Source organism: Methylobacterium sp. B4 (genome assembly GCF_003201865.1).
Lineage (GTDB): Bacteria > Pseudomonadota > Alphaproteobacteria > Rhizobiales > Beijerinckiaceae > Methylobacterium.
The window spans coordinates 195,483-217,930 of the sequence record NZ_QJJJ01000003.1; the positions used below are offsets into that span (position 1 = coordinate 195,483).

Sequence of the window (22,448 nt, forward strand, 5' to 3'; positions counted from 1 at the left end):
CAATCGCGGCCACGCACCCCGCTCGAACGGAGCCGGCGCGAGCGCGAATGAAGCGCCCGCCCGGCGTGTGGCGGCCGCGACGCGGCGGCAACGCCGGCCTCTCGCGAGCCTGATGCGGCCCGCCCCTCAGGCCCGCTCGCCGCCGAGCACGAGCCGCAGGGAGCGGGCGAGTTCGTCGCGCCGGTAGGGCTTGTTGAGCACCGGGAGTTCGCCGTGGCCGATGACCTGCCCTTCGTCGAGATTGGCGACGTAGCCCGAGGTCAGCAGGATCTTGATGCCGGGGCGGACCCGCTGGGCTTCGGCGGCGAGCTGCGAGCCGTTCATCCCACCGGGCATGACCACGTCGGAGAACAGGATGTCGATGCGCTCGACGCCCCTCAGATGCTCCAGGGCCTCGGCGGCGTTGCGCGCCACGATCACCCGGTAGCGCAGTTCCTCCAGGCTCTCGACGGCCATGCCGAGCACGGGCTCGTCGTCCTCGACCAAGAGCACCGTCTCGCCCTCGCCGGCACGGCGCAGGGGGATGGCGGCGACCGGACCGGTCCCGGTCTCCTCGCCGGCCGGATCGGTCGAGCGCGGGAAGTAGAGGCTGACCGTCGTGCCCGCGCCGACCTCCGATTCGATCTGCGCGAAGCCCTTGGCGCTGCGCGTGAAGCCGTAGACCTGGCTGAGACCGAGCCCGGTCCCCTTGCCGACCTCGTTGGTGGTGAAGAACGGCTCGAACACGCGCTGAATCTTGTCCGCCGGAATGCCGCTGCCGGTGTCGCTCACGCTGATCACGACGTAGGCCCCCGGCGGCACGCCCCTGTCGGCGACCGCCGCCGTGCCGAGCCGGACGTTGCGGCTCGTGACCGCGATGCGGGCATGCCCGCTACGGCCCTCCAGCGCATCGCGCGCGTTGACGATCAGGTTGAGCACCGCCGCCTCGAACTGGGCCGGATCGATCCGGATCGGGTCGAGGGCCGGGTCGAGATCGAAGGCGAGTTCGACCGCGCCGGTCGCCGCGCGCTCGGCGAGCGGCTTGAAGTCGATGAGCAGCCGGTTCGGGTTGAGGGTCTGCGGACGCAGCATCTGACGGCGCGAGAAGGCCAGGAGCTGCTGCGTCAGCTGCTCGCCGCGCCGGGCCGCGCCCATGGCCGCCTCGGCCAGCCGCTTCACCCGATCGACCTGCTCGGGGCGGCGCAGCATCATATCGAGGCCGCCGACGATCACGGTGAGCAGGTTGTTGAAGTCGTGCGCCACGCCGCCGGTCAATTGCCCGATGGCCTCCATCTTCTGGGCCTGCCGCAGAGCCTCCTCCGTGACATGCTGGTCGGTGCGGTCCATCAGGATGCCGGCGATGCGCAGCGGCGTACCGGCCTCGTCGCGCTTGACCTGCCCGCGCATCGCGATCCAGCGCACCGCCCCGTCATCGCGCCGGATGCGGCATTCCAGGTCGAGCCGGCCCGTCTGCGAGACCTCGGCGAAGGCGTGCTCGGCGGACTCCCGATCCTCCTCCACCACGTGGGCGAGGAGGCTGTTCCGATCCCAGTCGCGCCCCGCGCCCTCGTAGCCGAAGACGGCATCGAAGCGGGGCGAGCGGCGGTGGGCTCCGGTGACGATGTCGATGTCCCAAGAGGTCATGCCGGCCGCGTCGAGGGCGAAGGCCAGGGTCTCGTGCGCGGCCTCCACCTCCCGCGTCCGCTCCGCGACGCGACGCTCCAACCCCTCGTTCGCGAGGCGCAGCTGCTCCTGGGCCCGCTCCCGCTCCAGCAGGTGCTCCCGCGCCTGATACTGGCGCCGCCGCGCCCGCAGGGACGAGGCGACCGCGCTCGTCAACGTCTCGGCATTGATGGGGCGCTCCAGCAGGACGACGTTGCCCAGCCGCCTCAGCAGCTCCGCCGCGCGTTCTGTGCGGCGGCCGGCCTGGCGCGTGGCCAGCACGATGAAGGGGAAGTCCGACCAGGGCGGCTGCGCATCGAGCCAAGCGAACAGGTCCGTGGTGCCGCCATCGGCCAGCGCCTCCTCGGTCACCAGTGCGGCCCCCGCGCCGGCCTGGAGGCAATCCAACCAACCCGCCACATCCGTGCAGATCCGGTTGGTGAGGACCGAGCGGTCCAGCACTGCCGAGATCACCGAGGCATCCCGCCCGCGGGGCGCCAGGATGAGAATGCACTCCTCCGAGGCCGCCATCACGCGCCGTTCGCCAGCATGGCCACCCGACCTTGATAGGCCGGCAGTCCCGTGAGAACGCCCTCGAAATCGGTGAGCGCCTCTCCGACCTGCAGGCCCTCCGTCGACAGGCGCAGCTCGCGGATCGTGCGCTCATGCGCGTTGACGCGGCTCTTCACCACGGACAGTGCCGTGCGGATCTGGCCCTTGGCCTCGAAGAAGCGGAACAGCAGGATGCAATCGCTGAGATAGCTGAGGTCGATGTCGGACCGGACCTCGCCGACGACGCCGTGCTGGCCGAGCACGAGGAGCGTGGTCACGCCCTGCTGGTTCAGGTAGCTCAGGAGTTCGTGCATCTGCAGGACGAGGAACTCCTCGCCCGGCATGGCGTGCAGGTAGGCGTTCAGGCTGTCGACGGCGATGAAGGTGGAGCCGCGCTCCTCGACGGCCTGCCGCACCATCGCGGCGAATTCACCCGGCGACAGCTCGGCGGGATCGATCTGCGTGATCGTGAGCCGCCCGGCCTCGATATGCGGCCTCAGGTCCATGCTGAGCATGGTCGCCCGGGCCAGCATGGTCGCGAGACCCTCGTCGAACAGGTAATAGGTCGCCGTCTCGCCCCGCTCCAGCGCGGTCAGCATGCAGCGCAGGCTGGTCGTCGTCTTGCCCACGCCGGAGGGGCCGAGCAGCAGCATGTTGGTGCCCGGCACGAGGCCGCCCCCGAGCAACAGGTCCAGCTCCGTCGAGCCGGTCGGGCGTGCCGAAGGGTCGAAGGCCGTGTGATGGTCGGCCGCGATCAGGCGCGGGAAGACCTGAATGCCGCCGGTCTCCACCTGGAAGTCGTGGTAACCGCCCCGGAACTTGATGCCGCGCATCTTCACGATCCGCAGCCGGCGCCGCTCGGAGCCGAAGTTGCGCGGCAGCTGGTCGAGCGAGATCACGCCGTGGGCGATGCTGTGGAGCTGGACGTCGCCGGTCTCGGAAGTGCGGTCGTCGAGCAGCAGGACGGTGCAGGAACGCCTGGCGAAGAACTGCTTGAGGGCCAGGATCTGGCGCCGGTAGCGCAGCGGGTTCTGGGCCAGGAGGCGCAACTCCGAGAGGCTGTCGAACACCACCCGCCGCGGCTGAAAATCCTCGACCCGGGCCATGACCTCCCGAACGGTCTCGCCAAGCTCGATCTCGGAGGGATGCAGGATCGACTGCTCGCTGTCGGGGTCGAGCCCCAACTCGTTGACGAGTTCGTAGATATCGATGTCGTCGAGCGACCAGCCGTGCGTCGCCGCCGCGGCGCGCAGCTCGTCCTCCGTCTCCGACAGCGTGACATAGAGGCCGCGCTCGCCCCGGGCCGCACCATCGAGCAGGAACTGCAGGGCGAGCGTCGTCTTGCCGGTGCCGGGCGTGCCCTCCAGCAGGTAGAGCCGATCCGGCGTCAGGCCGCCGACCAGAACCTCGTCCAGGCCCGGTATGCCGAACGAGATCCGGGCCCCGGGACCGGATCGAGGCCCTGCTGCGCTCACACTCTCAGTCATCGGCTCGGACGTGGCTCCTGTCTCGCTTCAAGCATCTGGCATGGCCGTGCTGCCCATGGCTCCCGAACCCGGCCTCGGCGTCGGTGATAACGCATTGAGGCCGAATTCGGCCCCATCATGGGTGGGGGAAGGCGTGCCGGTCCACAATCGTGTTGCGCACGCGTCATCGAACGCGGGCAGCCTTCCGATCGAGCACGCCGCCTCACACGGTGTCCCCACCGGCATGGCGCACGAAAATCGTTTCCCAAGCCGGAACCCGGCTTCGGCTCCCGCGTTTCGCGCGTGCGGGGCCCGATAGAGGCCCGCGGATTGGGCGCCGGACACGGTGTCCGGCGGCTCTCGTCATCACGTTGCTCACGAGGAGGATGTGGTCATGAGGACGTTCGATTTCGCCCCACTCTACCGCTCCACGGTCGGCTTCGACCGCCTCTTCTCGCTTCTCGATCAATCGGCTCAGGCCGATCCCTCGGCCACCTGGCCTCCCTACAACATCGAGCGGGTGGCCGCGGATTCCTATCGCATCACGATGGCGGTGGCGGGCTTCTCTTCCGACGAGATCGAACTGACGCAGCACGACACGGCGCTCCACGTCGTCGGCCAGAGGACGAGCCAGGAGGGCGAGCGCCAGTACCTGCATCGCGGCATCGCCGCACGCAGCTTCCGCCAGACCTTCAATCTCGCCGACCATGTGAAGGTCACCGGCGCGACCCTCGAGAACGGCCTGCTCACCGTGAACCTCACCCGCGAGGTTCCGGAGGCCCTGAAGCCCCGCCGCATCGCCATCGGAGGCGCGCAGGCCGCCCTCGGTCAGGACAACGCGCCCGCCCCGATCGAAAGCCGCGCTGCGGCCGCCTGAGCCGATCCGGCTTCGGCCGACGATCAGCACCCCTCGGGGGCCTTTGGGCCCGCGAGGGTCTCACCCTTACGCGCCCCAATGTGTGCCTTGAGGGAGGATGCCTCATGTCGATGATGGAGATGCAAGCGTTCCGTTCCGGCCCCGTGAACGGGGCTGCGCCGCCGCCGGTCTCGTTCGAGGCGTGGCAGGCGCTCGTCGCGCCCGGCGACGTGTTCCGCCATCCGCGGGACGTGCTGGCTCATCCCGGATTGTCCGAGGAGGAGAAGCGCCGGATCCTGGCCTCTTGGGCCTCGGATGCCTGCGCGCTGGAGAACGCGCCAGCCCTGCGCTGTCTGCCCGGCTGCCGGGCCGAGCCGGTCTGCGTCGACGCCGTACTCGACGCCCTGGCCGAACTCGATTTCGGGCCTGCGCCGACGAAAGCGCGGCGAACGCTCGGAGCCTTGCCGCGGCGGCGCCCGGGCCGCCTGCCGGGCCCTCGCCGCCACAACCGCCCCGGACGTCGGGACGACGACGATGATCCGCCGCCTTGTCCGGCGGCGCGGATGCCGCGCCCGCGGCTACCGCCGAGCCTGGACGCGAGGGCGATCGCGCTACCGGCTTAGCGCGCTTGGGCGATCACCGGCCGCGCGGTTCGCGCGCGGTGTTCGGAAAGGCCGGACTGTTGCTGCGGTTGAACACGGTGGCGACGGGCGCGCCGCTGGCTTCCGTCGACACCGACCGGGAGGGAAAATACGGATCGTAGGCGGCCGGGATGCGATGCTTGGTCGAATCGGGCTTTTGCGCCAGCGCGGCTGCAACAGGCTTCATGGGGAATGGTGGTCCGTCGCTGTGAAGCTCGGACCTTAACCGGAAAAGGTAAATCGACCTGTCACCGAAAGGGCACGGCGGCGGGCGCCGTCGCCCGGTCTGTTGCCCGGCGCTCATCCTTCGGTCGTCGGGGACGCGTCCGTTGCGGGCTGCTCCCGGAGCAGGCCGCACCTCAGGGCGGCGATGTCGAGCCGGTCGAGACTCGTCAGGACGAGGTCGGCGCCCGCCTCGCGCAGCAGGGCTTCGTCGCCGAGGCGGGCGATCCCGAGTGCGGCCATGCCGCCCGCCCGTGCCGCGGCGATGCCGGACGGCGCGTCCTCGATCACGAGACATGTGGCGGGCGGGGCGCCGACGGCCTCGGCCGCGAGAAGGAACAGGGCGGGGTCGGGTTTGCCCCGCGCCACCTCGCGGCCGCTGAGATCGGCATCGAACAGGTCGCGCAGGGTGCGCCCGTCCGGCAAGAGCACCCGGGTCAGCATCGCGTCCGCATTCTTCGAGGAGGAGGCGAGCGCCAGACGCAGGCCCGCCCCCTTCAGGCCCAGGGCCAGATGCATCGCGTCCGGAAAGGCCTCGAAGCGGTTCTCGGCGATCAGGCGATCGATCACCCCCTGCTTGCGTTCGGCATAGGCCGCGGCCTGCGCGGCGGTCGCGGCACCGCCGAGCGCCTCCAGTGCGGCCAGCGCCCCGTCGAGGCGCCGCTTGCCCGCGACATGGGCCTGATAGAAGGCGGTCGTGAACCCGGCCGGGTCGGCGAAGCCGGCCAGCGCCTCGCGCCAAGCCCGCTCGTGCGGGGAGTTCACGAGCACGCCGTCCACGTCGAAGATCGCCGCACGCAGGCTCCGCGTCATGGCTTACCTGCCGTGGATGCGCCGCCTGCGCGCAGCGCGCTTCGGAGAGACGGCAGGCTCGGCACCCGGGATTGCCGCCTACGAGTTGGGCGAGCGGCCATGCATCCTCGCGTCTGGCGGCCGGACGGCGCGGGTGATCGTGGGTGTGGCCGGCGACAGGTCGAGGCGTTCGTCGCCGTGCCAGAGGCTCAGCCCCGCGCCGTGCGCGAGATGGTAGCTCGCGGTGCCGTGCTCGATCGCGATGCGCAGCCTCTGCCCCCGGACGCTCAGGGGGAAGCTCAGGCGCGTCCAGGCGTCGGGCAGGCAGGGATCGAAGCGCAGTTGCCCCTGCCCGTCGCGAAGGCCCGCGAAGCCGTAGATCAGGGCGAGCCAGGTGCCGCCGATGGCCGCGATGTGCGCGCCGTGCATCATGTTCCCGCCGAGATCGGACAGGTCCATCGCCAGGGCGAAGTTGAAGTAGTGGATCGCCTTGTCCCGCAGGCCGATCTCGTTGGCGACGATGCTCTGGATGCAGACCGAGAGCGAGGAATCGTGGGTGGTGAGCGGATCGTAGTATTCGAAGTTGCGCCGCTTGGCCTCCGCCGTGAACTGGTCGCCCAGCAGGAACATGGCGAGCACCGTGTCGGCCTGCTTGATCACCTGCGAGCGGTAGAGGTTCAGCGGGTGATAATGCAGCAGGAGCGGATAATTCTCGTCCGGCGTGCCGGCAAAGTCCCATTCCTGCAGGTTGAGGAAATCGTCGTCCTGAGGATGCACCTTCAGACGCTCGTCGTAGGGAATGTACATCCGTTCCGCCGCCGCCTCCCAATGGGAAGGCTCCGCCGGTTCGAGGCTCGTCCGCCGGACCAGGGCGGCGAAGGCGTCAGGATGGTCGCGCTCCAGGCGGCGGACGGTGCGGGCGGCGTAGCGCATGTTCTCCCGCGCCATCAGGTTGGTGAAGCAGTTGTTGTTGACGAGTGCCGTGTATTCGTCCGGCCCGGTCACGCCGTTGATGCAGAAGCGACCGTCCAGGCGCTCCGAGAAGAAGCCGAGATCGCACCACAGGCGCGCAGTCTCCACCAGGATCTCGGCACCGAAACGCCGCAAGAAATCGTCGTCTCCGCTGATCTCGACATATTTGCGCAAGGCGTAAGCGATGTCGGCGTTGATGTGGTACTGCGCCGTTCCCGCCGCGTAATAGGCCGAGGCCTCCTCCCCGTTGATGGTCCGCCAGGGGAAGGTCGCGCCGCGGTGCCCGAGTTCGCGCGCCCGCGCCCGTGCCTTGTCCAGCCCGTCGTAGCGATTCTTGAGCAGGCTGCGGGCGATCGGCGGATTGGTGTAGATCAGGAACGGCAGGACGTAGATCTCGGTGTCCCAGAAGTAATGTCCCTCGTAGGTCCGCCCGGTCAGCCCCCGGGCGGGGATACCGTGACCCTCCACCCGCTCCGAGGCCTGCATCAGCTGAAACAGGTTCCAGCGGATGGCCTGCTGCGTGCGCGGGCTGACGCTGGTCACCGCCACGTCGGCCCGCTCCCAGAAGTGCCCGACATCCTGTTCCTGGCGGGCGAGGATCGAGGGAAGACCCGTCTCGATGGCGTTGTCCAGGGTCCAGCTCACTTCGGATCGGACCTGCTCGGGGCTGGCCGCGTCGGAATAGTGGTAGCTCAGATATTTGTGGATGCGGATCGTGCCTCCCGGCGGCAACGTGCCCCGAAAGACCTGTGCGGCGAAGTCGTCGTCGCCGCCGCCATCCGTGACGAAGGCGCCGTCGGCGCTGACGACGTGATCCATGCCGCAGCCGAGGGTGAGGCCTGAACTGCGCGTGCGGTAGCTGAGGAGCGCGCGCAGTCCCGCAAACTGAGATCCCGCCGGATGCAGAACCCGTCCGACGAAGCCCTCCGCCAGGCGGGGGTCGCTCGTGTCGGTGGCCAGGGGCTGGTCGTTCTGCAACTGGGAGGAGATCACCACCTGCGTCTCGGCATCCTCCGCCGTCAGTTCGTACTCGATCGCGACGAGGTGACGGCTCGCGAGGGAGACGAGGCGACGGGTCCGAAGGCGCAAGGTCTTGCCCGCCGAACTCGCCCATCGAACGTCCCGGCTCAGCGTTCCGCTCGCGAAATCGAGCGTCTTGCGGAAGGCCAGGATCTCGGCCTTCAGGAGGCTGAACGGCTCGCCGTCGATCGACAGCTTGAGGACCGTTCCGTCGGGACAGTTGAGGATGCTCTGGCCGAGCTTGGGAAAGCCGTAGGCCGATTCTCCGTAGGAGATCGGGCGATGCTCGTAGAAGCCGTTCAGATAGGTCCCGACTTCGCGGACCGGCGCCCCCTCCTCCACGCTTCCGCGCACGCCGAGGGTGCCGTTCGACAGGGCGAACATCGTCTCCGCCTGTCCGGTGAGTTCCTGACTGAGCCGCGCATCGTAGCGGATCGCCTCGATCGCCCAGGGGTTCGGGGGAAAGATGTCGTCGGGCGGGATCAGGCGCGGCCGCAGCATGGGGCATCCGTTCGATCGAGGCAGCGTCCCCCATCGCGGGGCAGATCAACCGGTAGCGCCCGCGCAACGTCCGGCACAACCGCAGGAACGTATGCCGGGGATGGCGGTTCCGTCCTCGGGGATGCCACCCAGGATGACGCAGCGTCGATTTTCGACCCGCGACGTAATCGGACGGTGTCGGTTTTGCGTGTCAGTCTTCGTCAAACGAAGATTATATTTTTATAACAATCGATTTGCGCGATGGCACAGCCATACATGCAGCAGATAAACAAGGATTTATTCCGATACATCAGTAAAACCAGACCCGAAACATTGAGTCCGACGCGCCATCGCGACGAGGAGCAGCAACGATGCGGCATCGAATGTCCTCTTCGCGGCTGGACGGCCGGGCACGCGGGCGGGCCGGCTGCGGAGGGGGTCGGCGATGAGCGACGCGATCCTGGTGGTGAACGCGGGCAGTTCGTCGATCAAGTTCAAGCTCTACGACGTGGTGGGCGGTGCGCTCGCCCTGGTGTTCGGCGGCGCGATCGGCGGCATCGGCGGCATGCCGACGCTGCGGGTCACGGACGGGAACGGCGACAGCCTAACGGAACGCCGGTTCGAGGCCGCGGCGGTGCCGGATGCCTCGGCCGCCCAGCATCATCTCGCCGAGTGGCTGCTGGAGCATCTCGGCGGGCGCGAGATCGTCGCCGTCGGGCATCGGGTGGTCCACGGTGGGCCGGATTTCGCGGAGCCGGTGCGGGTGGACGACGCCGTGCTGCGCCGGCTCGAAAGCTTCATTCCGCTGGCGCCGCTGCATCAGCTCAGCAACCTCGATCCGATCCGGGTGCTGCGGCAGCGCCGGCCGGACCTGCCGCAAGTCGCCTGCTTCGACACCGCCTTCCATCGCGGCCATCCCGAACTCTCCGACCGCTTCGCGCTGCCGCGCCACCTCTACGACGAAGGCGTGCGGCGCTACGGCTTCCACGGCCTGTCCTACGAGTACGTCGCCGGGCGCCTGCGGGAGGTCGCCCCGGAGGTCGCGGGAGCGCGCGTGGTGATCGCGCATCTCGGCTCCGGCGCCTCGCTCTGCGCCCTGCGGGAGGGCCGCAGCCAGGAGGCGACCATGGGCTTCACCGCCCTCGACGGGCTGCCGATGGGCACCCGCTCGGGCGGTCTCGATCCCGGCGTGGTGCTGCACCTCATCGAGCACAAGGGCATGGCGCCGGCCGAGGTCGGCCACATGCTCTATCACGAGAGCGGGCTGCTCGGCCTGTCGGGGCTCAGCAACGACGTCCGGGCGCTTCTGGCCAGCGACCGGCCCGAGGCCGCCATGGCTCTCGACTTCTTCTGCCGCCGGGCGGCGCAGGCGGTGGCGGGATGCGCCGTGACGCTGGGGGGCCTGGATGCCCTCGTGTTCACGGCGGGCATCGGCGAGAACGCGCCCGAGATCCGGCGGCGCATCGTGGCCGCGCTCGATTGGGCCGGATTGATCCTGCGCAACGACAGCGACGGGACCGGCATGGCACGACTCGATGCGCCGGGGAGCCGGGCACAGGTCTGGGTCATCCCCACCGACGAAGAGCTCATGATCGCCAAGCACACGATGCGTCTGTTGGGGCGAACTGCGCCGGGAGCCGGCGCATGAGGCGGGCCGGCCGTCTCTGCGCGCTCCTGGTCGCCGCCGGCACCGTCGTCGCGGTGGTTCCCGGCTCCGCACCGTCGCAGGCGCGGCCATCCCTGAGGGAGCTGATCGACCGGCTGCGCGGGCAGCGCATGCCCGACGGCATCGCCAAGTCGAACGGCCGCATCGAGGCGACCCAGGTCGATGTCGCGGCCAAATATGCGGGCCGGATCACCAAGCTCCTCGTCCGGGAAGGGGACGAGGTGAAGGCGGGTCAGGTCGTCGCCACGATCTCCTCGCCGGAGACCGAGGCGCAGCTGCGCGGCGCCCAGGCCCAGGTGCTGCGGGCCAAGAAGAGCCTCGCCGAGGCCGTGGCCCTGATCGCCCAGCGCAACAGCGACCTCACCTTCGCCGATGCCGACTACAACCGCGGCAAGGAGCTGGTCGGCAAGGGCTACATGACCAAGCAGATCTTCGACCAGCGCAAGGCCAAGGCGGAGGCGGCCAAGGCCGGCCTCGACGCCGCCAAGGCGCAGCAGGAACAGGCGGCCTTCGCGGTCGAGAGCGCCCAGGCCGACGTGCAGCGGCTGCAGGCGATGCTGGTCGATCTCGTGCTGCGCGCGCCGCGCGACGGGCGCGTGCAGTACAGGCTGGCGCGGGAGGGCGAGGTCGTGGGGGCGGGCACCCGCGTGCTGACGCTGCTCGACCTCGCCGACGTCTACATGACGATCTACCTGCCGGCCTCCCAGGCCGGGCCGCTGGCGCTCAACGACGAGGCCCGCATCATCCTCGATCCGGTGCCGCAATACGTGGTGCCGGCCACGATCAGCTTCGTGGCCGCCGACGCGCAGTTCACGCCCAAAAGCGTCGAGACCCAGGAGGAGCGCGAGAAGCTGACCTTCCGCATCAAGCTCCAGATCGATCCGAAGGTGCTGAAGAAGTACCATCGGCGGGTGAAGACGGGCGTGCGCGGCCTGGGCTTCGTGCGCATCAAGCCCGAGGTCGCCTGGCCCGACGACCTCGCCGTGAAGCTGCCGTGACGGGGGCGCCGGCTGTCGCGCGGCTCGAGCGCGTCTCGCACCGCTACGGCAAGGTCGCCGCGCTCGACGACGTGTCGCTCGACCTTCCAGCCGGACGCATAGTGGGGGTGATCGGGCCGGACGGCGTCGGCAAGTCGACCTTGCTCGCGCTCGTCGCGGGCGTGCGCCGAATGCAGTCGGGCCGCGTCACGGTGTTCGGCGGCGACATGGCGCAGCCGCGCCACCGCAGGCGGGAGGGTGCGCGCATCGCCTACATGCCCCAGGGGCTCGGCCGCAATCTCTACCCGACGCTGAGCGTGTTCGAGAACATCGACTTCCACGGCCGCCTGTTCGGCCAGGGGGCGTCGGAGCGGCGCGCCCGCATCACGGACCTGCTCACCGCGACCGGGCTCGACCCTTTCGAGGACCGGCCGGCGGGCAAGCTGTCGGGCGGCATGAAACAGAAGCTCAGCCTGTGCTGCGCGCTGATCCACGATCCCGATCTCCTGATCCTCGACGAGCCGACCACGGGCGTGGACCCGCTCTCGCGGGGGCAGTTCTGGGAGCTGATCGCATCGATCCGGGCCGGACGGCCCGGCATGAGCGTCGTCGTCGCCACGGCCTACATGGACGAGGCCTCCCGCTTCGAGTGGCTGGTCGCCATGGATGACGGCCACGTCATCGCCGACGGCACGCCCGCCGCGCTGCTGGAGCGGACGGCCAAGCCCGACATGGAGGCCGCCTTCATCGCCCTTCTCCCCCCGGAGAAGCAGGCGCAGCACCGGCCCGTGGTGCTGCGCCCCCGGCCGCCCCGGCTCGATACGGTGCCGGCGATCGAGGCCGAGCACCTGACCCGGCGCTTCGGCCGCTTCATCGCGGTCGACGACGTCAGTTTCCGCATCGCGCGCGGCGAGATTTTCGGCTTCCTCGGCTCGAACGGCTGCGGCAAGTCGACGACGATCAAGATGCTCACCGGCCTGCTGCCGGTCTCGGAAGGGACGGCCAAGCTGTTCTGCCGTCCGGTGGGCGACAACGACATGGAGACGCGCCGCAACGTCGGCTACATGTCGCAGGCCTTCTCGCTCTACAGCGAGCTGACGGTGCTGCAGAACCTCGAACTGCACGCCCAGCTCTACCACCTCCCGCCGCACGACCGGCCGGTGCGGATCAAGGAGTTGCTCGAACGCTACGAGCTCGAACCGGTCAAGGACGCGCGCCCCGACAGCCTGCCGCTCGGGATCAAGCAGCGGCTCCAGCTGGCGGTGGCCGTGCTGCACCGCCCGGCCATGCTGATCCTCGACGAGCCGACCTCGGGCGTCGACCCGATCGCCCGCGACGCCTTCTGGCGGACCCTGATCGACCTCTCGCGCGACGAGGGCGTCACCATCTTCCTCTCCACCCACTTCATGAACGAGGCGGAGCGCTGCGACCGCATCTCGCTCATGCATGCCGGAAGGGTTCTGGCGGTCGGCACCCCGGCCGAGCTGGTTCGGGAGCGCGGCAGCACCTCGCTGGAGACGTGCTTCATCGACTACCTCGCCGAGGCGGCCGGCCTCGACGCCAAGGTCGCGCAGAAGGCTGCGAAGGGGACGGCACCGGAGAAGAGCCCCGCCCAGCCTGCAACCGTCACGGCCCCTCCCCGCGGTACCGCGCATCGGCAACGCTTCGATCCGCGGCGGCTCTGGGCCTATGCCCGGCGCGAGACGATGGAGCTCCTGCGCGATCCCATCCGCATCGCCTTCGCCTTCATCGGCCCGATCCTGCTGATGATCGCCTTCGGCTACGGCATCTCCTTCGACGTGGAGAACCTGCGCTTCTCGGCCTTCGACCAAGACAACAGTCCCGAGAGCCGCCAGCTCGTCGATGCCTTCACGAGTTCGCGCTACTTCAGCGAGCAGCCGCCCATCCGCTCGGCGCCCGAACTCGACCGGCGCTTCCGCAACGGCAGCGTGCAGATCGCCCTGGAGATTCCGCCGCGCTTCGGCCGCGACCTCCAGTCGGGCCGCGCCCCGGAGGTCGCCGTCTGGCTCGACGGGGCGATGCCGTTCCGGGCCGAGACGAGCCGGGGCTACGTCACGGGCCTGGCGAACCAGTACGCCCACCAGCTGGCGATGGAGCGTCTAGGCACCGACCCGTCCGCGACGCGGGTGAGCGTAGAGACGCGCTTCCGCTACAACCAGGCCTTCCGCAGCGTCAACGCCATGGTGCCGAGCGTGATGATGCTGCTGCTCATCCTGATCCCGGCGATCATGTCGGCCATCGCGGTGGTGCGGGAGAAGGAGACCGGGTCGATCGCCAATTTCCGCTCGACGCCGGTGACCAAGTTCGAGTTCCTGCTCGGCAAGCAGCTTCCCTATATCGGCATCGCCATGATCAGCTTCGGGCTGCTGGTGCTGGTCGCGCTGTTCGTGTTCGACGTGCCCGTGAAGGGCTCGTTCGCCGCGCTGGTCCTCGGCACGCTCTTCTACGTCGCGGCCACCACCGGCTTCGGGCAGTTCATCTCGACCTTCATGAAGACCCAGGTCGCGGCCGTCTTCGCCACCGCGCTGCTCTCCATCATTCCGGCCGTGAACTTCTCAGGTCTCCTCGTCCCCATCTCGTCGCTCTCCGGCAGCGCCCGGCTGATCGGGCTCTCGCTGCCGCCGGCCTGGTACCAGCCGGTCACCGCCGGCACCTTCACCAAGGGCCTGCCCTTCGCCGAACTCGGGCTCAACATCCTGGTTCTGGCAGGATTCGCCCTGCTGTTCCTGATCCTGTCGCAGCTGCTCCTGCGCAAGCAGGAGGCCTGAGATGGGCGGCCCCGCCCCGTCCGACCGAACCGCATTCGCGCCGTTCCGCATCGGCCTCGGGACGCATGCGTCGAATCTATTCCGCCTCGTCGTGAAGGAGCTGCGCAGCATCCGGGCGGACCCGGTCATGCTGTGCCTCGTGGTCTACGCCTTCACCTTCGCCGTCCACTCGGTCGCCTCCGGCGCCTCGACCGAGGTGCGCAACCTGACCATCGGCGTGGTGGACGAAGACCGGTCCGACCTCTCGCGGCAGATCGTGAGCGCCTTCAATCCGCCGCTGGTCAAGACCGTTGTGCCCATCACGCCCGCCGAGATCGACCCGGCCATGGATACCGGGCGGCTCGTCTTCGTGGTCGAGTTGCCGCCGCGCCTGCAGAAGGACGTGCTCTCCGGCCGCCCGACCGAGGTCCAGCTCGGGGTCGACGCCACGGCCATGACCCAGGCCGGCAACGGCTCGATCTACATCCAGACCATCATCGCCCAGGAGGTCGCGCGCTTCGCCGCGCGCAGCGACCTCACCGACACCGCCCCCGTGCAGGTGGTGACGCGGGCCAAGTTCAATCCGAACCTCCAGACGAGCTGGTTCACCTCCGTGATGCAGGTGATCAACAACATCACCCTTCTCACGGTCATCCTCACCGGCGCCGCGCTGATCCGCGAACGCGAGCAGGGCACGGTGGAGCACCTCCTGGTGATGCCGCTCGTGCCCGTCGAGATCATGCTCGCCAAGGTGATCGCCAACGGGCTCGTCATCCTCGTGGGCGCCGGCCTGTCGCTGGTCGTCGTGGTGGAAGGGTGGCTCGGGGTGCCGATCGCCGGCTCCATCGCCCTCTTCCTACTGGGCGCGGGCCTCTACGCCCTCGCGGTGGCCGCGCTCGGCATCCTGCTCGGCACCATCGCGAGCTCCATGGGCCAGTTCGGCCTGCTGGTGATCCCGATCCTGCTCCTCATGCAGCTGCTCTCGGGCAGCAGCACGCCGATGGAGAGCATGCCGTACTGGCTCCAGATCCTGGTGCAGACCGTGAGCCCGACGCCGCACTTCGTCGCGCTGGCCCAGGCGGTGCTCTATCGCGGCGCCGGCCCGTCGGTGGTCTGGCCGCAACTGGTCGCGCTCGTGGCGCTCGGCAGCGTCTACTTCGTCTTCGCCCTCGCCCGTTTCCGCCGCGTGATCTTCGGAGCCTGAACGGATGACACGCCCCTAGCCCCGTTCCGGCCATCACCCGACGGGCCGCGCCCGCAAAGCCCGTCAGCCAGGAGAAGCCCCGTGACCGAGCAGACGACTCCGCAGCGACCGGCCTCGACGCTCGGCGGCGAGGAACTCGCCCTGATCGACCGCTACTGGCAGGCGGCCAACTACCTCTCGGTCGGGCAGATCTACCTGCTCGACAATCCCCTGCTGCGCGAGCCCCTGAAGCCGCAGCACATCAAGGCGCGGCTCCTCGGCCACTGGGGCACCACGCCCGGCCTCAACTTCATCTACGTGCACCTGAACCGGCTGATCCGGGCGCACGACCTCGACGCGATCTACATCTGCGGCCCCGGCCATGGCGGCCCCGGCATCGTGGCCAACACCTATCTGGAGGGCACCTATAGCGAGGTCTATCCGGGCATCACGCGGGATGCGGAGGGCCTGCGCAAGCTGTTCCGGCAGTTCTCGTTCCCCGGCGGCATCCCGAGCCACGTCGCGCCCGAGACCCCCGGCTCGATCCACGAGGGCGGCGAACTCGGCTACGCCCTCGTCCACGCCTTCGGCGCGGTGTTCGACAATCCCGATCTCATCGCCGCCTGCGTGGTCGGCGACGGCGAGGCCGAGACGGGGCCGCTGGCCGCCTCCTGGCAGTCCAACACGTTCCTGAGCCCGGTGACCGACGGGGCGGTGCTGCCGATCCTGCATCTCAACGGCTACAAGATCGCCAACCCGACCGTGCTCGGCCGCATGCGCGACGACGAGTTGGAGGCCCTGTTCACCGGCCTCGGCTACGAGCCCTTCTTCGTCGAGGGCGAGGATCCCGAGCCCATGCACCGGGCGATGGCGCAGACGCTCGACCGGGCCGTGGACCGGATCAAGGACATCCAGGCCGAGGCCCGGGGCGGCGGCACGGGGTTCCGGCGTCCGCGCTGGCCCATGATCGTGCTGCGCAGCCCCAAGGGCTGGACCGGGCCGAAGACCGTCGACGGCAAACGCGTGGAGGGCTTCTGGCGCGCGCATCAGGTGCCGGTCGGCAACGCCCGCACCGACGAGGCGCACCGCAGGGTCCTCGAAGACTGGATGCGCGGCTACGCGCCCGAGACCCTGTTCGACGAAGCCGGGCGGCTGCGGCCGGAACTCGCCGCCCTGGCACCGCAGGGCAACCGGCGCATGAGCGCCAACCCGCACGCCAATGGCGGCCTGCTGCGCCGCGAACTCCGGCTGCCCCGCTGGCAGGATTTCGCTCTCGACGTGCCGCAGCCCGGCGCGACCGTCGGCGAGGCCACGCGCACGCTCGGACGGTATCTGCGCGACGTGCTCACGCTCAACGCCGAGGCGCGCAACTTCCGCATCATGGGCCCCGACGAGACCGCCTCGAACCGGCTCGACGCGGTGTTCGAGGCGACCGACCGCGTCTGGATCGAGAACATCGAGCCCTACGACGTGAGCCTCGCCCACGAGGGCCGGGTGATGGAGGTCCTGAGCGAGCATCTCTGCCAGGGCTGGCTCGAAGGCTACCTGCTCACCGGCCGCCACGGCCTGTTCTCCTGCTACGAGGCCTTCATCCACATCGTCGATTCGATGTTCAATCAGCATGCCAAGTGGCTGAAGGTCTCGCGCACGCTCGGCTGGCGGCGGCCGATCTCCTCGCTCAACTACCTGCTGACCTCCCATGTCTGGCGCCAGGACCACAACGGCTTCAGCCACCAGGATCCCGGCTTCATCGACCTCGTGGCCAACAAGAAGTCCGACATCGTGCGCGTCTACCTGCCGCCGGACGCCAACACCCTGCTCTGGGTCGCCGACCATTGCCTGCAGACCTACGACCGCATCAACGTGATCGTGGCCGGCAAGCAGCCGCAGCCGCAATGGCTCACCGCACGCGAGGCCGCGCTCCATTGCGAGGCCGGGATCGGGATCTGGCACTGGGCCGGAACGGACCAGAACGGGCTCGAGCCCGACGTCGTCATGGCCTGCGCCGGCGACGTGCCGACGCTGGAGACGCTCGCGGCCGTCGATCTGTTGAAGCGCGCCGTGCCGGGCCTTCGCATCCGCGTCGTGAACGTGGTCGACCTGATGACGCTCCAGTCGAACCGGGATCATCCGCACGGGCTGACGGATGCCGAATTCGACACGTTATTCACGCGCGATAAGCCGGTGATCTTCGCCTATCACGGCTATCCCTCCCTGATTCACCGGCTGACCTACAGCCGCGCCAACCACGCCAACATGCACGTGCGCGGCTTCGTCGAGGAGGGCACCACGACGACGCCCTTCGACATGGTGGTGCTGAACGAACTCGACCGCTTCCACCTCGCCATCGAGGCGATCGACCGGGTGCCGGGGCTGGTCACGCGCGCGGCCCGGGCCAAGCAGGCGTTTCGCGACCAGCTGATCACGCACAAGCTCTACGTGCGCGAGCACGGCGAGGACTTGCCGGTGATCCAGGGCTGGAAATGGCCCTACGAAGGACGCGGCGAGGCGGAAGAGCCGGAGGCGGAGCGGTAGGATCGAGGCGCGACAGGCTTGCCCGCGCGGGTCGGCTTTCGACCCTTTTGCGGAGTCCGGGAGGGGCCGCTTCCGGGGTGCCTTGGCGAGGGGCAAGCGCCGTGACGAGGCGATGGTCTGTGACGCGTTTGCAACCGTCGCGCCTCATCGGCCGGAGATCGGCGCGATGTGCCAGCCGCCGCTGGAACCCGTTGGGCATGAGAGGCGTCTTCGTTCCGGTGCAGATTGCCGTCTTCACGCGCCAGAGGCCCGTTCATGTCCGCCACGGTCACCGCCTTTCCGGCATGGTCCCGCCGTTCCACCGAGGCGAGGGAAGACGGCCGAGCCGACCTCGATTTGCTGCACGGGATCTGCGTCGATCTCATCGGCGAGCAGGACCTCGGGGCGCTGTGCGGGAAGATCGTCGATGCCGCCGTCCGGATCACGGGTTCTCAGTTCGGGACCATGCAGAGGCTCTGCCCGCCGGACCATCCGTCCCACCCTGGCCACCTCGAAATGCTCTACTCGCGCGGGCTCACGTCCGAGGCTGAAGCGGGCTGGCAGTGGGTCCATCCCGCATCGGTGACGAGTTGCACGGCGGCGCTCAAGCGCGGGCAACGAGCCGTCATCCCCGACTTCGAGGCATGGGACGACATCGCCGGCACCGACGACCTGCTTGCCTTCCGTCGCTCGGGCATCCGGTCCGCCCAGACGACGCCCCTGATGTCGCGCAGCGGCCGGCTGCTGGGAATGATCTCCACGCACTGGAAGGCACCGCACGAGCCCACGGAACGGGATCTTCGGTTGCTCGACATCCTGGCGCGGCAAGCCGCCGACCTGCTCGAACGGACGATGGCGGAAGACGCTCTGCGCCAGAGCGAGGAGCGCCTCCGGCTGTCCGAGGCGCGGCTGCGGGAGCTGAACGAGACGCTTGAAGCGCGGGTCCGGGCGCGCACCGACGACCTCCTGGCCGCCGAGGGCCAGTTGCGCCAAGCGCAGAAGATGGAGGCCATCGGGCAGCTCACCGGCGGCTTGGCGCACGACTTCAACAACCTGCTCGCCGGCATCTCCGGCTCGCTGGAGCTGATGCAGATCCGGATGGGTCAAGGCCGGTTGGGCGACGTCGGGCGCTACATGGACGTCGCGCAGGGTGCGGCCAAGCGCGCGGCAGCACTGACGCATCGGCTGCTTGCCTTCTCCCGCCGCCAGACCCTCGACCCCAAGCCCACCGACGTGAACCGGCTCGTGGTCGACATGGAGGAACTGGTGCGCCGAACCATCGGCCCCCAGATCGATCTGGAGGTCGTCGGAGCCGCCGGGCTATGGCCGACACTGATCGATCCGGGCCAACTGGAGAACGCGCTCCTCAATCTCTGCATCAACGCCCGCGACGCGATGCCAACCGGAGGGCGGATCACCATCGCTACCGGCAACCGATGGGTCGACCGCAACTACGCAGCCCGGTATGACCTCCCCGAAGGCCAGTACCTGTCCGTCAGCGTGACGGACACCGGAACCGGGATGCCGCCCGAGGTGGTCGCCCGCGTCTTCGAGCCCTTCTTCACGACCAAGCCCCTCGGCAAAGGAACGGGTCTCGGCCTGTCCATGATCTACGGCTTTGCGCAGCAGTCCGGCGGTCACGTCCGCATCCAGTCGGAGGTTGGCCTCGGCACCCGCGTCTGCCTCTACCTGCCTCGACATCACGGCGAAGCCCTCTCGGACGACATCGCGGGCGAGGCCTTCGCGTTGCGACCTGTCGGGCGGGGCGAAACCGTCCTCGTCGTCGACGACGAACCGTCCGTGCGGATGCTCGTCGTCGAGGTCTTGGAGGACATGGGCTATGCGACCATCGAGGCCGCCGACGGTGTGGCGGGCTTGAAGGTGCTGCAGTCGGATGCACGGATCGATCTAGTCGTGACCGATGTCGGCTTACCCGGTGGGATGAACGGTCGGCAAATGGCGGACGCTGCGCGCGAGCGTCGGCGCGACCTCAAGGTGCTGTTCATCACCGGCTACGCAGAGGGCGCCGCCATCGGTGACAGGCAGCTCGGTCCAGGCTTGCAGGTGCTTACCAAGCCCTTCGCGATGGACGCCCTGGCGGCACGCGTGAAGGAACTGGTCGGGAGCAGAGCGTCCGCGGCCGGGTGAAGGGACGACGCCGGCTTGCCACCCCGAGCGGGCCTTCGTCTGGGACGCCTCAGACGGGCCTGAAACATGACCGGCGCATCGACCGCGCCGTGGTCAGGGTGCGCGAAGGCGAGGAATAGCCGCCCAACGAGCTCGAACCCAATCAATCGCCGCAGGCGCACCGCCCGCTATTCGGTGCTCACCACGACATTGAACGGCCTGGCCCGGTAGCCGCGAGCGCGGGCGTGCTTCCGGGAGTGCTCGCACATTCGCCGGGCAATCTCCTTCCGGTCGCTTACGCACCCGTATGGAGCCGCCATTGCAGACGTGGCGTCCCCCCCCGCCCTGGTTCGGGTGCATGGAGTAGGCACCAAGGATCGCACCGTCCTCCTCGACCACGAACGTCTCCTTGTCGGCACCAAGCCAGGAGGCCAATACCGCCGCCTCGCCCATGTCGGAGTCGAGTTGGTTTCACCGGCCTCGATGACGGGGCCGATGATCGACCGGATGGCGGCGTCGTCCTCGGGGTGGGTCGGACGGACCCGCAGCAGAGCGGGTTACGGCTCAGCGGGCAGCGTCTTCGGACGGCGTGCGTGCTGGCGGCTTGATGGTCAAAGCGCTACCGGCCGACGCGGCGACGATGCAGCCGATGGCGAGCCATTGGACCATAGCCAACCTCTCACCCAGGATCAGGAAGCCCATGAGGGCAGCCACGGCGGGGGCGGTACTCAGTAGGATGCCGACCACACTCGCTGGCAGGCGCCCCATCGCGGACATCTCCAGTGAGTAGGGGACGGCGCTGGACAGGGCGGCTACGGCACCTCCAGCCAGCAGGATGCCGGGCGCGAGGAGGGCCGTACCGGCATGACCGAAGCCGATCGGGGCAACGATGAGCGCGGCGACCAGCATCCCCCAGGCGACGGCGCGGGGACCCACGGGGCCGGACACCCGGCGACCGAACACGACGTACAGCGCCCAACACACGGCAGCCCCGGCGGCATACAACACGCCGAGGGCATCGAGGGTGATCGTGGCGTGCAACGGCAACAGCAGCAGCAGGCCGCCGACGGCAGCCGCGAGCCATAGGAAGTCGAGCGGCCGACGCGCGCCGAGCAGCACGATAGACAAGGGCCCCGTGACCTCGATCGCCACCGCGATCCCGATTGGGATGCGAGCGATGGCGAGGTAGATCAGCAAGCTCATCAACCCCATCGTCGCGCCATACAGCACGAGACTGACGGCGTGGGCTCGGTCTACCGGGAACCGCCAGGGACGCAGGATCGCGAGGAGCATGACGGCCGCAAGGCCGATGCGAAGCGTCGCCATGCCTTCGGCCCCGACCATGGGGAAGAGGTGCTTGCCGAAGGCGGCGCCGGCGTTCTGCGAGGCTTGAGACGCGAGGATTGCACCGGCGCCGAACGCCGCGTTCTGCCGATGGGAGGTGCTGAGGGCTGACATAGGCGGAAACTTATAGCGCCCCTCGCGATGCAAATCCGGTCGTCCGCGTCCCACCCGCAGCGGCCCTTCGAAGGGTGGAGCACACTGGGCTTCGCCCGTCGGCCTGTCAGGCCTCCTTGCTCCGCATCGGGATGACCCGCGCGATCGCCCTCCAGGCCGGGGCCAGCACGCTGCCGGCCAGCGGGATCAGGGCGAAGCCCGCGATCAGGCCGACCACGCCCGCGCCGGCCGCCGTCACCAGCCATTCCAGGAGGCCGCCGAGCGCCGGGACCGCACCGCGCGCCGCGACGGCCGCCTCGTGGATCAGGTGCTCGGGGCCGGAAACGCCGTAATGGGCAAGGCTGTGGACGATGATGCCGCCGCCGACCCAGACCATCGCGGCCGTGCCGACCACGGCGAGCATCTTGAGGAAGACGGGCATGCCGCGCACGAGCCCGCGCCCGATCGCGGCCAGGACACCGGCGCGCCGCTGCGCGAGCGCGAGGCCGGCATCGTCGGCCTTCACGATCAGAGCGACCGCGCCGTAGACCGCCACCGTGATGCCGATGGCGACCACGGCCATGATCACGGCCCGCGCCCAGACCGTGTCGGCATCGAGGCTCGACAGGGTGATGGCCATGATCTCGGCCGAGAGGATGAAATCGGTCTTGATCGCGCCCGCGACACGCTGGTTCTCCAGCACCTGCGCGTCCTGGGCGGTGGCGCCGGCCGCCGCCTCGTGCGCGTGCGCCTTGTGCGGCACGATCGACTCGTAGATTTTTTCCGCGCCCTCGTAGGCGAGGTAGAGGCCACCGAGCGTCAGCAGCGGCGTGATCGCCCACGGGGCGAAGGCGCTGAGCAGCAGGCCCGCGGGAAGCAGGAACACCAGCTTGTTGATCAGCGAGCCGCGGGCGATGCGCCAGACGATGGGCAGTTCCCGGTCCGGCGAGAAGCCGACCACGTAGCGCGGCGTCACGGCGGCGTCGTCGATCACGACGCCGGCCGCCTTCGCTCCCGCCTTGGCGGCCTGCGCGGCCACGTCGTCGAGCGAGGCGGCCGCGACCTTCGTCAGCGCCACCACGTCGTCGAGAAGGGCCAGGAGTCCGACGCTCACGAGAAGCCTCATCCGGTTAG

The 22,448-nt window shown here is 69.2% G+C and carries 15 protein-coding genes and 1 pseudogene; 8 read left to right on the forward strand and 8 right to left on the reverse strand.

Features of this window, described 5'->3' with window-relative positions:
- Window positions 1-126: 126 nt before the first annotated feature.
- Window positions 127-2,172, reverse strand: coding sequence for a PAS domain-containing hybrid sensor histidine kinase/response regulator (locus BY998_RS06515; protein ID WP_110350809.1), 2,046 nt, complete (start codon window positions 2,170-2,172; stop codon window positions 127-129).
- Window positions 2,172-3,680 (reverse strand): ATPase domain-containing protein, encoded by a 1,509-nt coding sequence (locus tag BY998_RS06520; protein WP_110350810.1) that lies wholly within the window; start codon window positions 3,678-3,680, stop codon window positions 2,172-2,174. Before BY998_RS06520 ends, BY998_RS06515 begins: the two co-directional genes overlap by 1 nt.
- 373 nt (window positions 3,681-4,053) lie before the next feature.
- On the opposite strand from BY998_RS06520, the gene BY998_RS06525 reads away from it, so the two are divergent.
- On the forward strand, window positions 4,054-4,536 hold the full coding sequence (locus tag BY998_RS06525; protein ID WP_110350811.1) for an Hsp20 family protein: 483 nt from the start codon (window positions 4,054-4,056) through the stop codon (window positions 4,534-4,536).
- 104 nt (window positions 4,537-4,640) lie between these two features.
- Window positions 4,641-5,138, forward strand: a complete 498-nt coding sequence (locus tag BY998_RS06530; protein WP_110350812.1) for a hypothetical protein — start codon at window positions 4,641-4,643, stop codon at window positions 5,136-5,138.
- Window positions 5,139-5,151: 13 nt separating this feature from the next.
- On the opposite strand, the gene BY998_RS06535 is transcribed toward BY998_RS06530, so the two are convergent.
- From BY998_RS06535 to BY998_RS06545, 3 genes are all read right to left on the reverse strand, one after another.
- Window positions 5,152-5,343 carry a hypothetical protein gene (locus BY998_RS06535; protein ID WP_110350813.1) on the reverse strand — a complete coding sequence of 64 codons (192 nt, stop codon included), beginning with the start codon at window positions 5,341-5,343 and terminating at the stop codon, window positions 5,152-5,154.
- A 113-nt stretch (window positions 5,344-5,456) separates the two neighbouring features.
- Window positions 5,457-6,191, reverse strand: a complete 735-nt coding sequence (locus BY998_RS06540; protein ID WP_110350814.1) for an HAD-IA family hydrolase — start codon at window positions 6,189-6,191, stop codon at window positions 5,457-5,459.
- A 78-nt stretch (window positions 6,192-6,269) separates the two neighbouring features.
- Window positions 6,270-8,663 carry a glycosyl hydrolase family 65 protein gene (locus BY998_RS06545; RefSeq protein WP_110350815.1) on the reverse strand — a complete coding sequence of 798 codons (2,394 nt, stop codon included), beginning with the start codon at window positions 8,661-8,663 and terminating at the stop codon, window positions 6,270-6,272.
- A 424-nt stretch (window positions 8,664-9,087) separates the two neighbouring features.
- Between BY998_RS06545 and BY998_RS06550 the strand changes: the two genes are divergently transcribed.
- The 6 genes from BY998_RS06550 (at window position 9,088) to BY998_RS06575 (ending at window position 19,898) form a co-directional block, all read left to right on the forward strand.
- Window positions 9,088-10,290, forward strand: coding sequence for an acetate/propionate family kinase (locus tag BY998_RS06550; protein ID WP_110350816.1), 1,203 nt, complete (start codon window positions 9,088-9,090; stop codon window positions 10,288-10,290).
- The gene (locus BY998_RS06555) at window positions 10,287-11,306 is read left to right on the forward strand and encodes an HlyD family efflux transporter periplasmic adaptor subunit (RefSeq protein WP_110350817.1); all 1,020 of its coding nucleotides are present in this window, start codon (window positions 10,287-10,289) and stop codon (window positions 11,304-11,306) included. Before BY998_RS06550 ends, BY998_RS06555 begins: the two co-directional genes overlap by 4 nt.
- Window positions 11,303-14,074, forward strand: a complete 2,772-nt coding sequence (gene rbbA / locus BY998_RS06560) for a ribosome-associated ATPase/putative transporter RbbA (RefSeq protein ID WP_110350818.1) — start codon at window positions 11,303-11,305, stop codon at window positions 14,072-14,074. Before BY998_RS06555 ends, rbbA begins: the two co-directional genes overlap by 4 nt.
- Before the next feature lies 1 nt (window position 14,075).
- A complete protein-coding gene (locus BY998_RS06565) occupies window positions 14,076-15,257 on the forward strand; it encodes an ABC transporter permease (protein WP_110350819.1) in 1,182 nt (393 codons plus the stop codon).
- An 81-nt stretch (window positions 15,258-15,338) separates the two neighbouring features.
- On the forward strand, window positions 15,339-17,771 hold the full coding sequence (locus BY998_RS06570; RefSeq protein WP_110350820.1) for a phosphoketolase family protein: 2,433 nt from the start codon (window positions 15,339-15,341) through the stop codon (window positions 17,769-17,771).
- A gap of 255 nt (window positions 17,772-18,026) precedes the next feature.
- Window positions 18,027-19,898 (forward strand): ATP-binding protein, encoded by a 1,872-nt coding sequence (locus tag BY998_RS06575; RefSeq protein WP_110350821.1) that lies wholly within the window; start codon window positions 18,027-18,029, stop codon window positions 19,896-19,898.
- 59 nt (window positions 19,899-19,957) lie between these two features.
- On the opposite strand, the pseudogene BY998_RS24695 reads toward BY998_RS06575, so the two are convergent.
- The 3 genes and pseudogenes from BY998_RS24695 to BY998_RS06590 form a co-directional block, all read right to left on the reverse strand.
- Window positions 19,958-20,425, reverse strand: a pseudogene (locus BY998_RS24695) (GNAT family N-acetyltransferase); the annotation flags it as partial.
- Between the two features lie 16 nt (window positions 20,426-20,441).
- Window positions 20,442-21,335: an EamA family transporter gene (locus BY998_RS06585; RefSeq protein WP_110350822.1), complete on the reverse strand. Its 894-nt coding sequence runs from the start codon at window positions 21,333-21,335 to the stop codon at window positions 20,442-20,444.
- A 106-nt stretch (window positions 21,336-21,441) separates the two neighbouring features.
- Window positions 21,442-22,428: a DUF808 domain-containing protein gene (locus tag BY998_RS06590; protein WP_110350967.1), complete on the reverse strand. Its 987-nt coding sequence runs from the start codon at window positions 22,426-22,428 to the stop codon at window positions 21,442-21,444.
- Between the last annotated feature and the right edge of the window lie 20 nt (window positions 22,429-22,448).

What these genes read in the sequence shown, in the direction of transcription:
- BY998_RS06515 (WP_110350809.1), bottom strand. Translation starts at nt 2,172, where the DNA reads ATGGCGGCCTCGGAGGAGTGCATTCTCATCCTGGCGCCCCGCGGGCGG.
- BY998_RS06530 (WP_110350812.1), top strand. Translation starts at nt 4,641, where the DNA reads ATGTCGATGATGGAGATGCAAGCGTTCCGTTCCGGCCCCGTGAACGGG.
- BY998_RS06520 (WP_110350810.1), bottom strand. Translation starts at nt 3,680, where the DNA reads ATGACTGAGAGTGTGAGCGCAGCAGGGCCTCGATCCGGTCCCGGGGCC.
- BY998_RS06535 (WP_110350813.1), bottom strand. Translation starts at nt 5,343, where the DNA reads ATGAAGCCTGTTGCAGCCGCGCTGGCGCAAAAGCCCGATTCGACCAAG.
- BY998_RS06575 (WP_110350821.1), top strand. Translation starts at nt 18,027, where the DNA reads ATGTCCGCCACGGTCACCGCCTTTCCGGCATGGTCCCGCCGTTCCACC.
- BY998_RS06550 (WP_110350816.1), top strand. Translation starts at nt 9,088, where the DNA reads ATGAGCGACGCGATCCTGGTGGTGAACGCGGGCAGTTCGTCGATCAAG.
- BY998_RS06545 (WP_110350815.1), bottom strand. Translation starts at nt 8,663, where the DNA reads ATGCTGCGGCCGCGCCTGATCCCGCCCGACGACATCTTTCCCCCGAAC.
- BY998_RS06585 (WP_110350822.1), bottom strand. Translation starts at nt 21,335, where the DNA reads ATGTCAGCCCTCAGCACCTCCCATCGGCAGAACGCGGCGTTCGGCGCC.
- BY998_RS06565 (WP_110350819.1), top strand. Translation starts at nt 14,076, where the DNA reads ATGGGCGGCCCCGCCCCGTCCGACCGAACCGCATTCGCGCCGTTCCGC.
- BY998_RS06540 (WP_110350814.1), bottom strand. Translation starts at nt 6,191, where the DNA reads ATGACGCGGAGCCTGCGTGCGGCGATCTTCGACGTGGACGGCGTGCTC.
- BY998_RS06555 (WP_110350817.1), top strand. Translation starts at nt 10,287, where the DNA reads ATGAGGCGGGCCGGCCGTCTCTGCGCGCTCCTGGTCGCCGCCGGCACC.
- BY998_RS06525 (WP_110350811.1), top strand. Translation starts at nt 4,054, where the DNA reads ATGAGGACGTTCGATTTCGCCCCACTCTACCGCTCCACGGTCGGCTTC.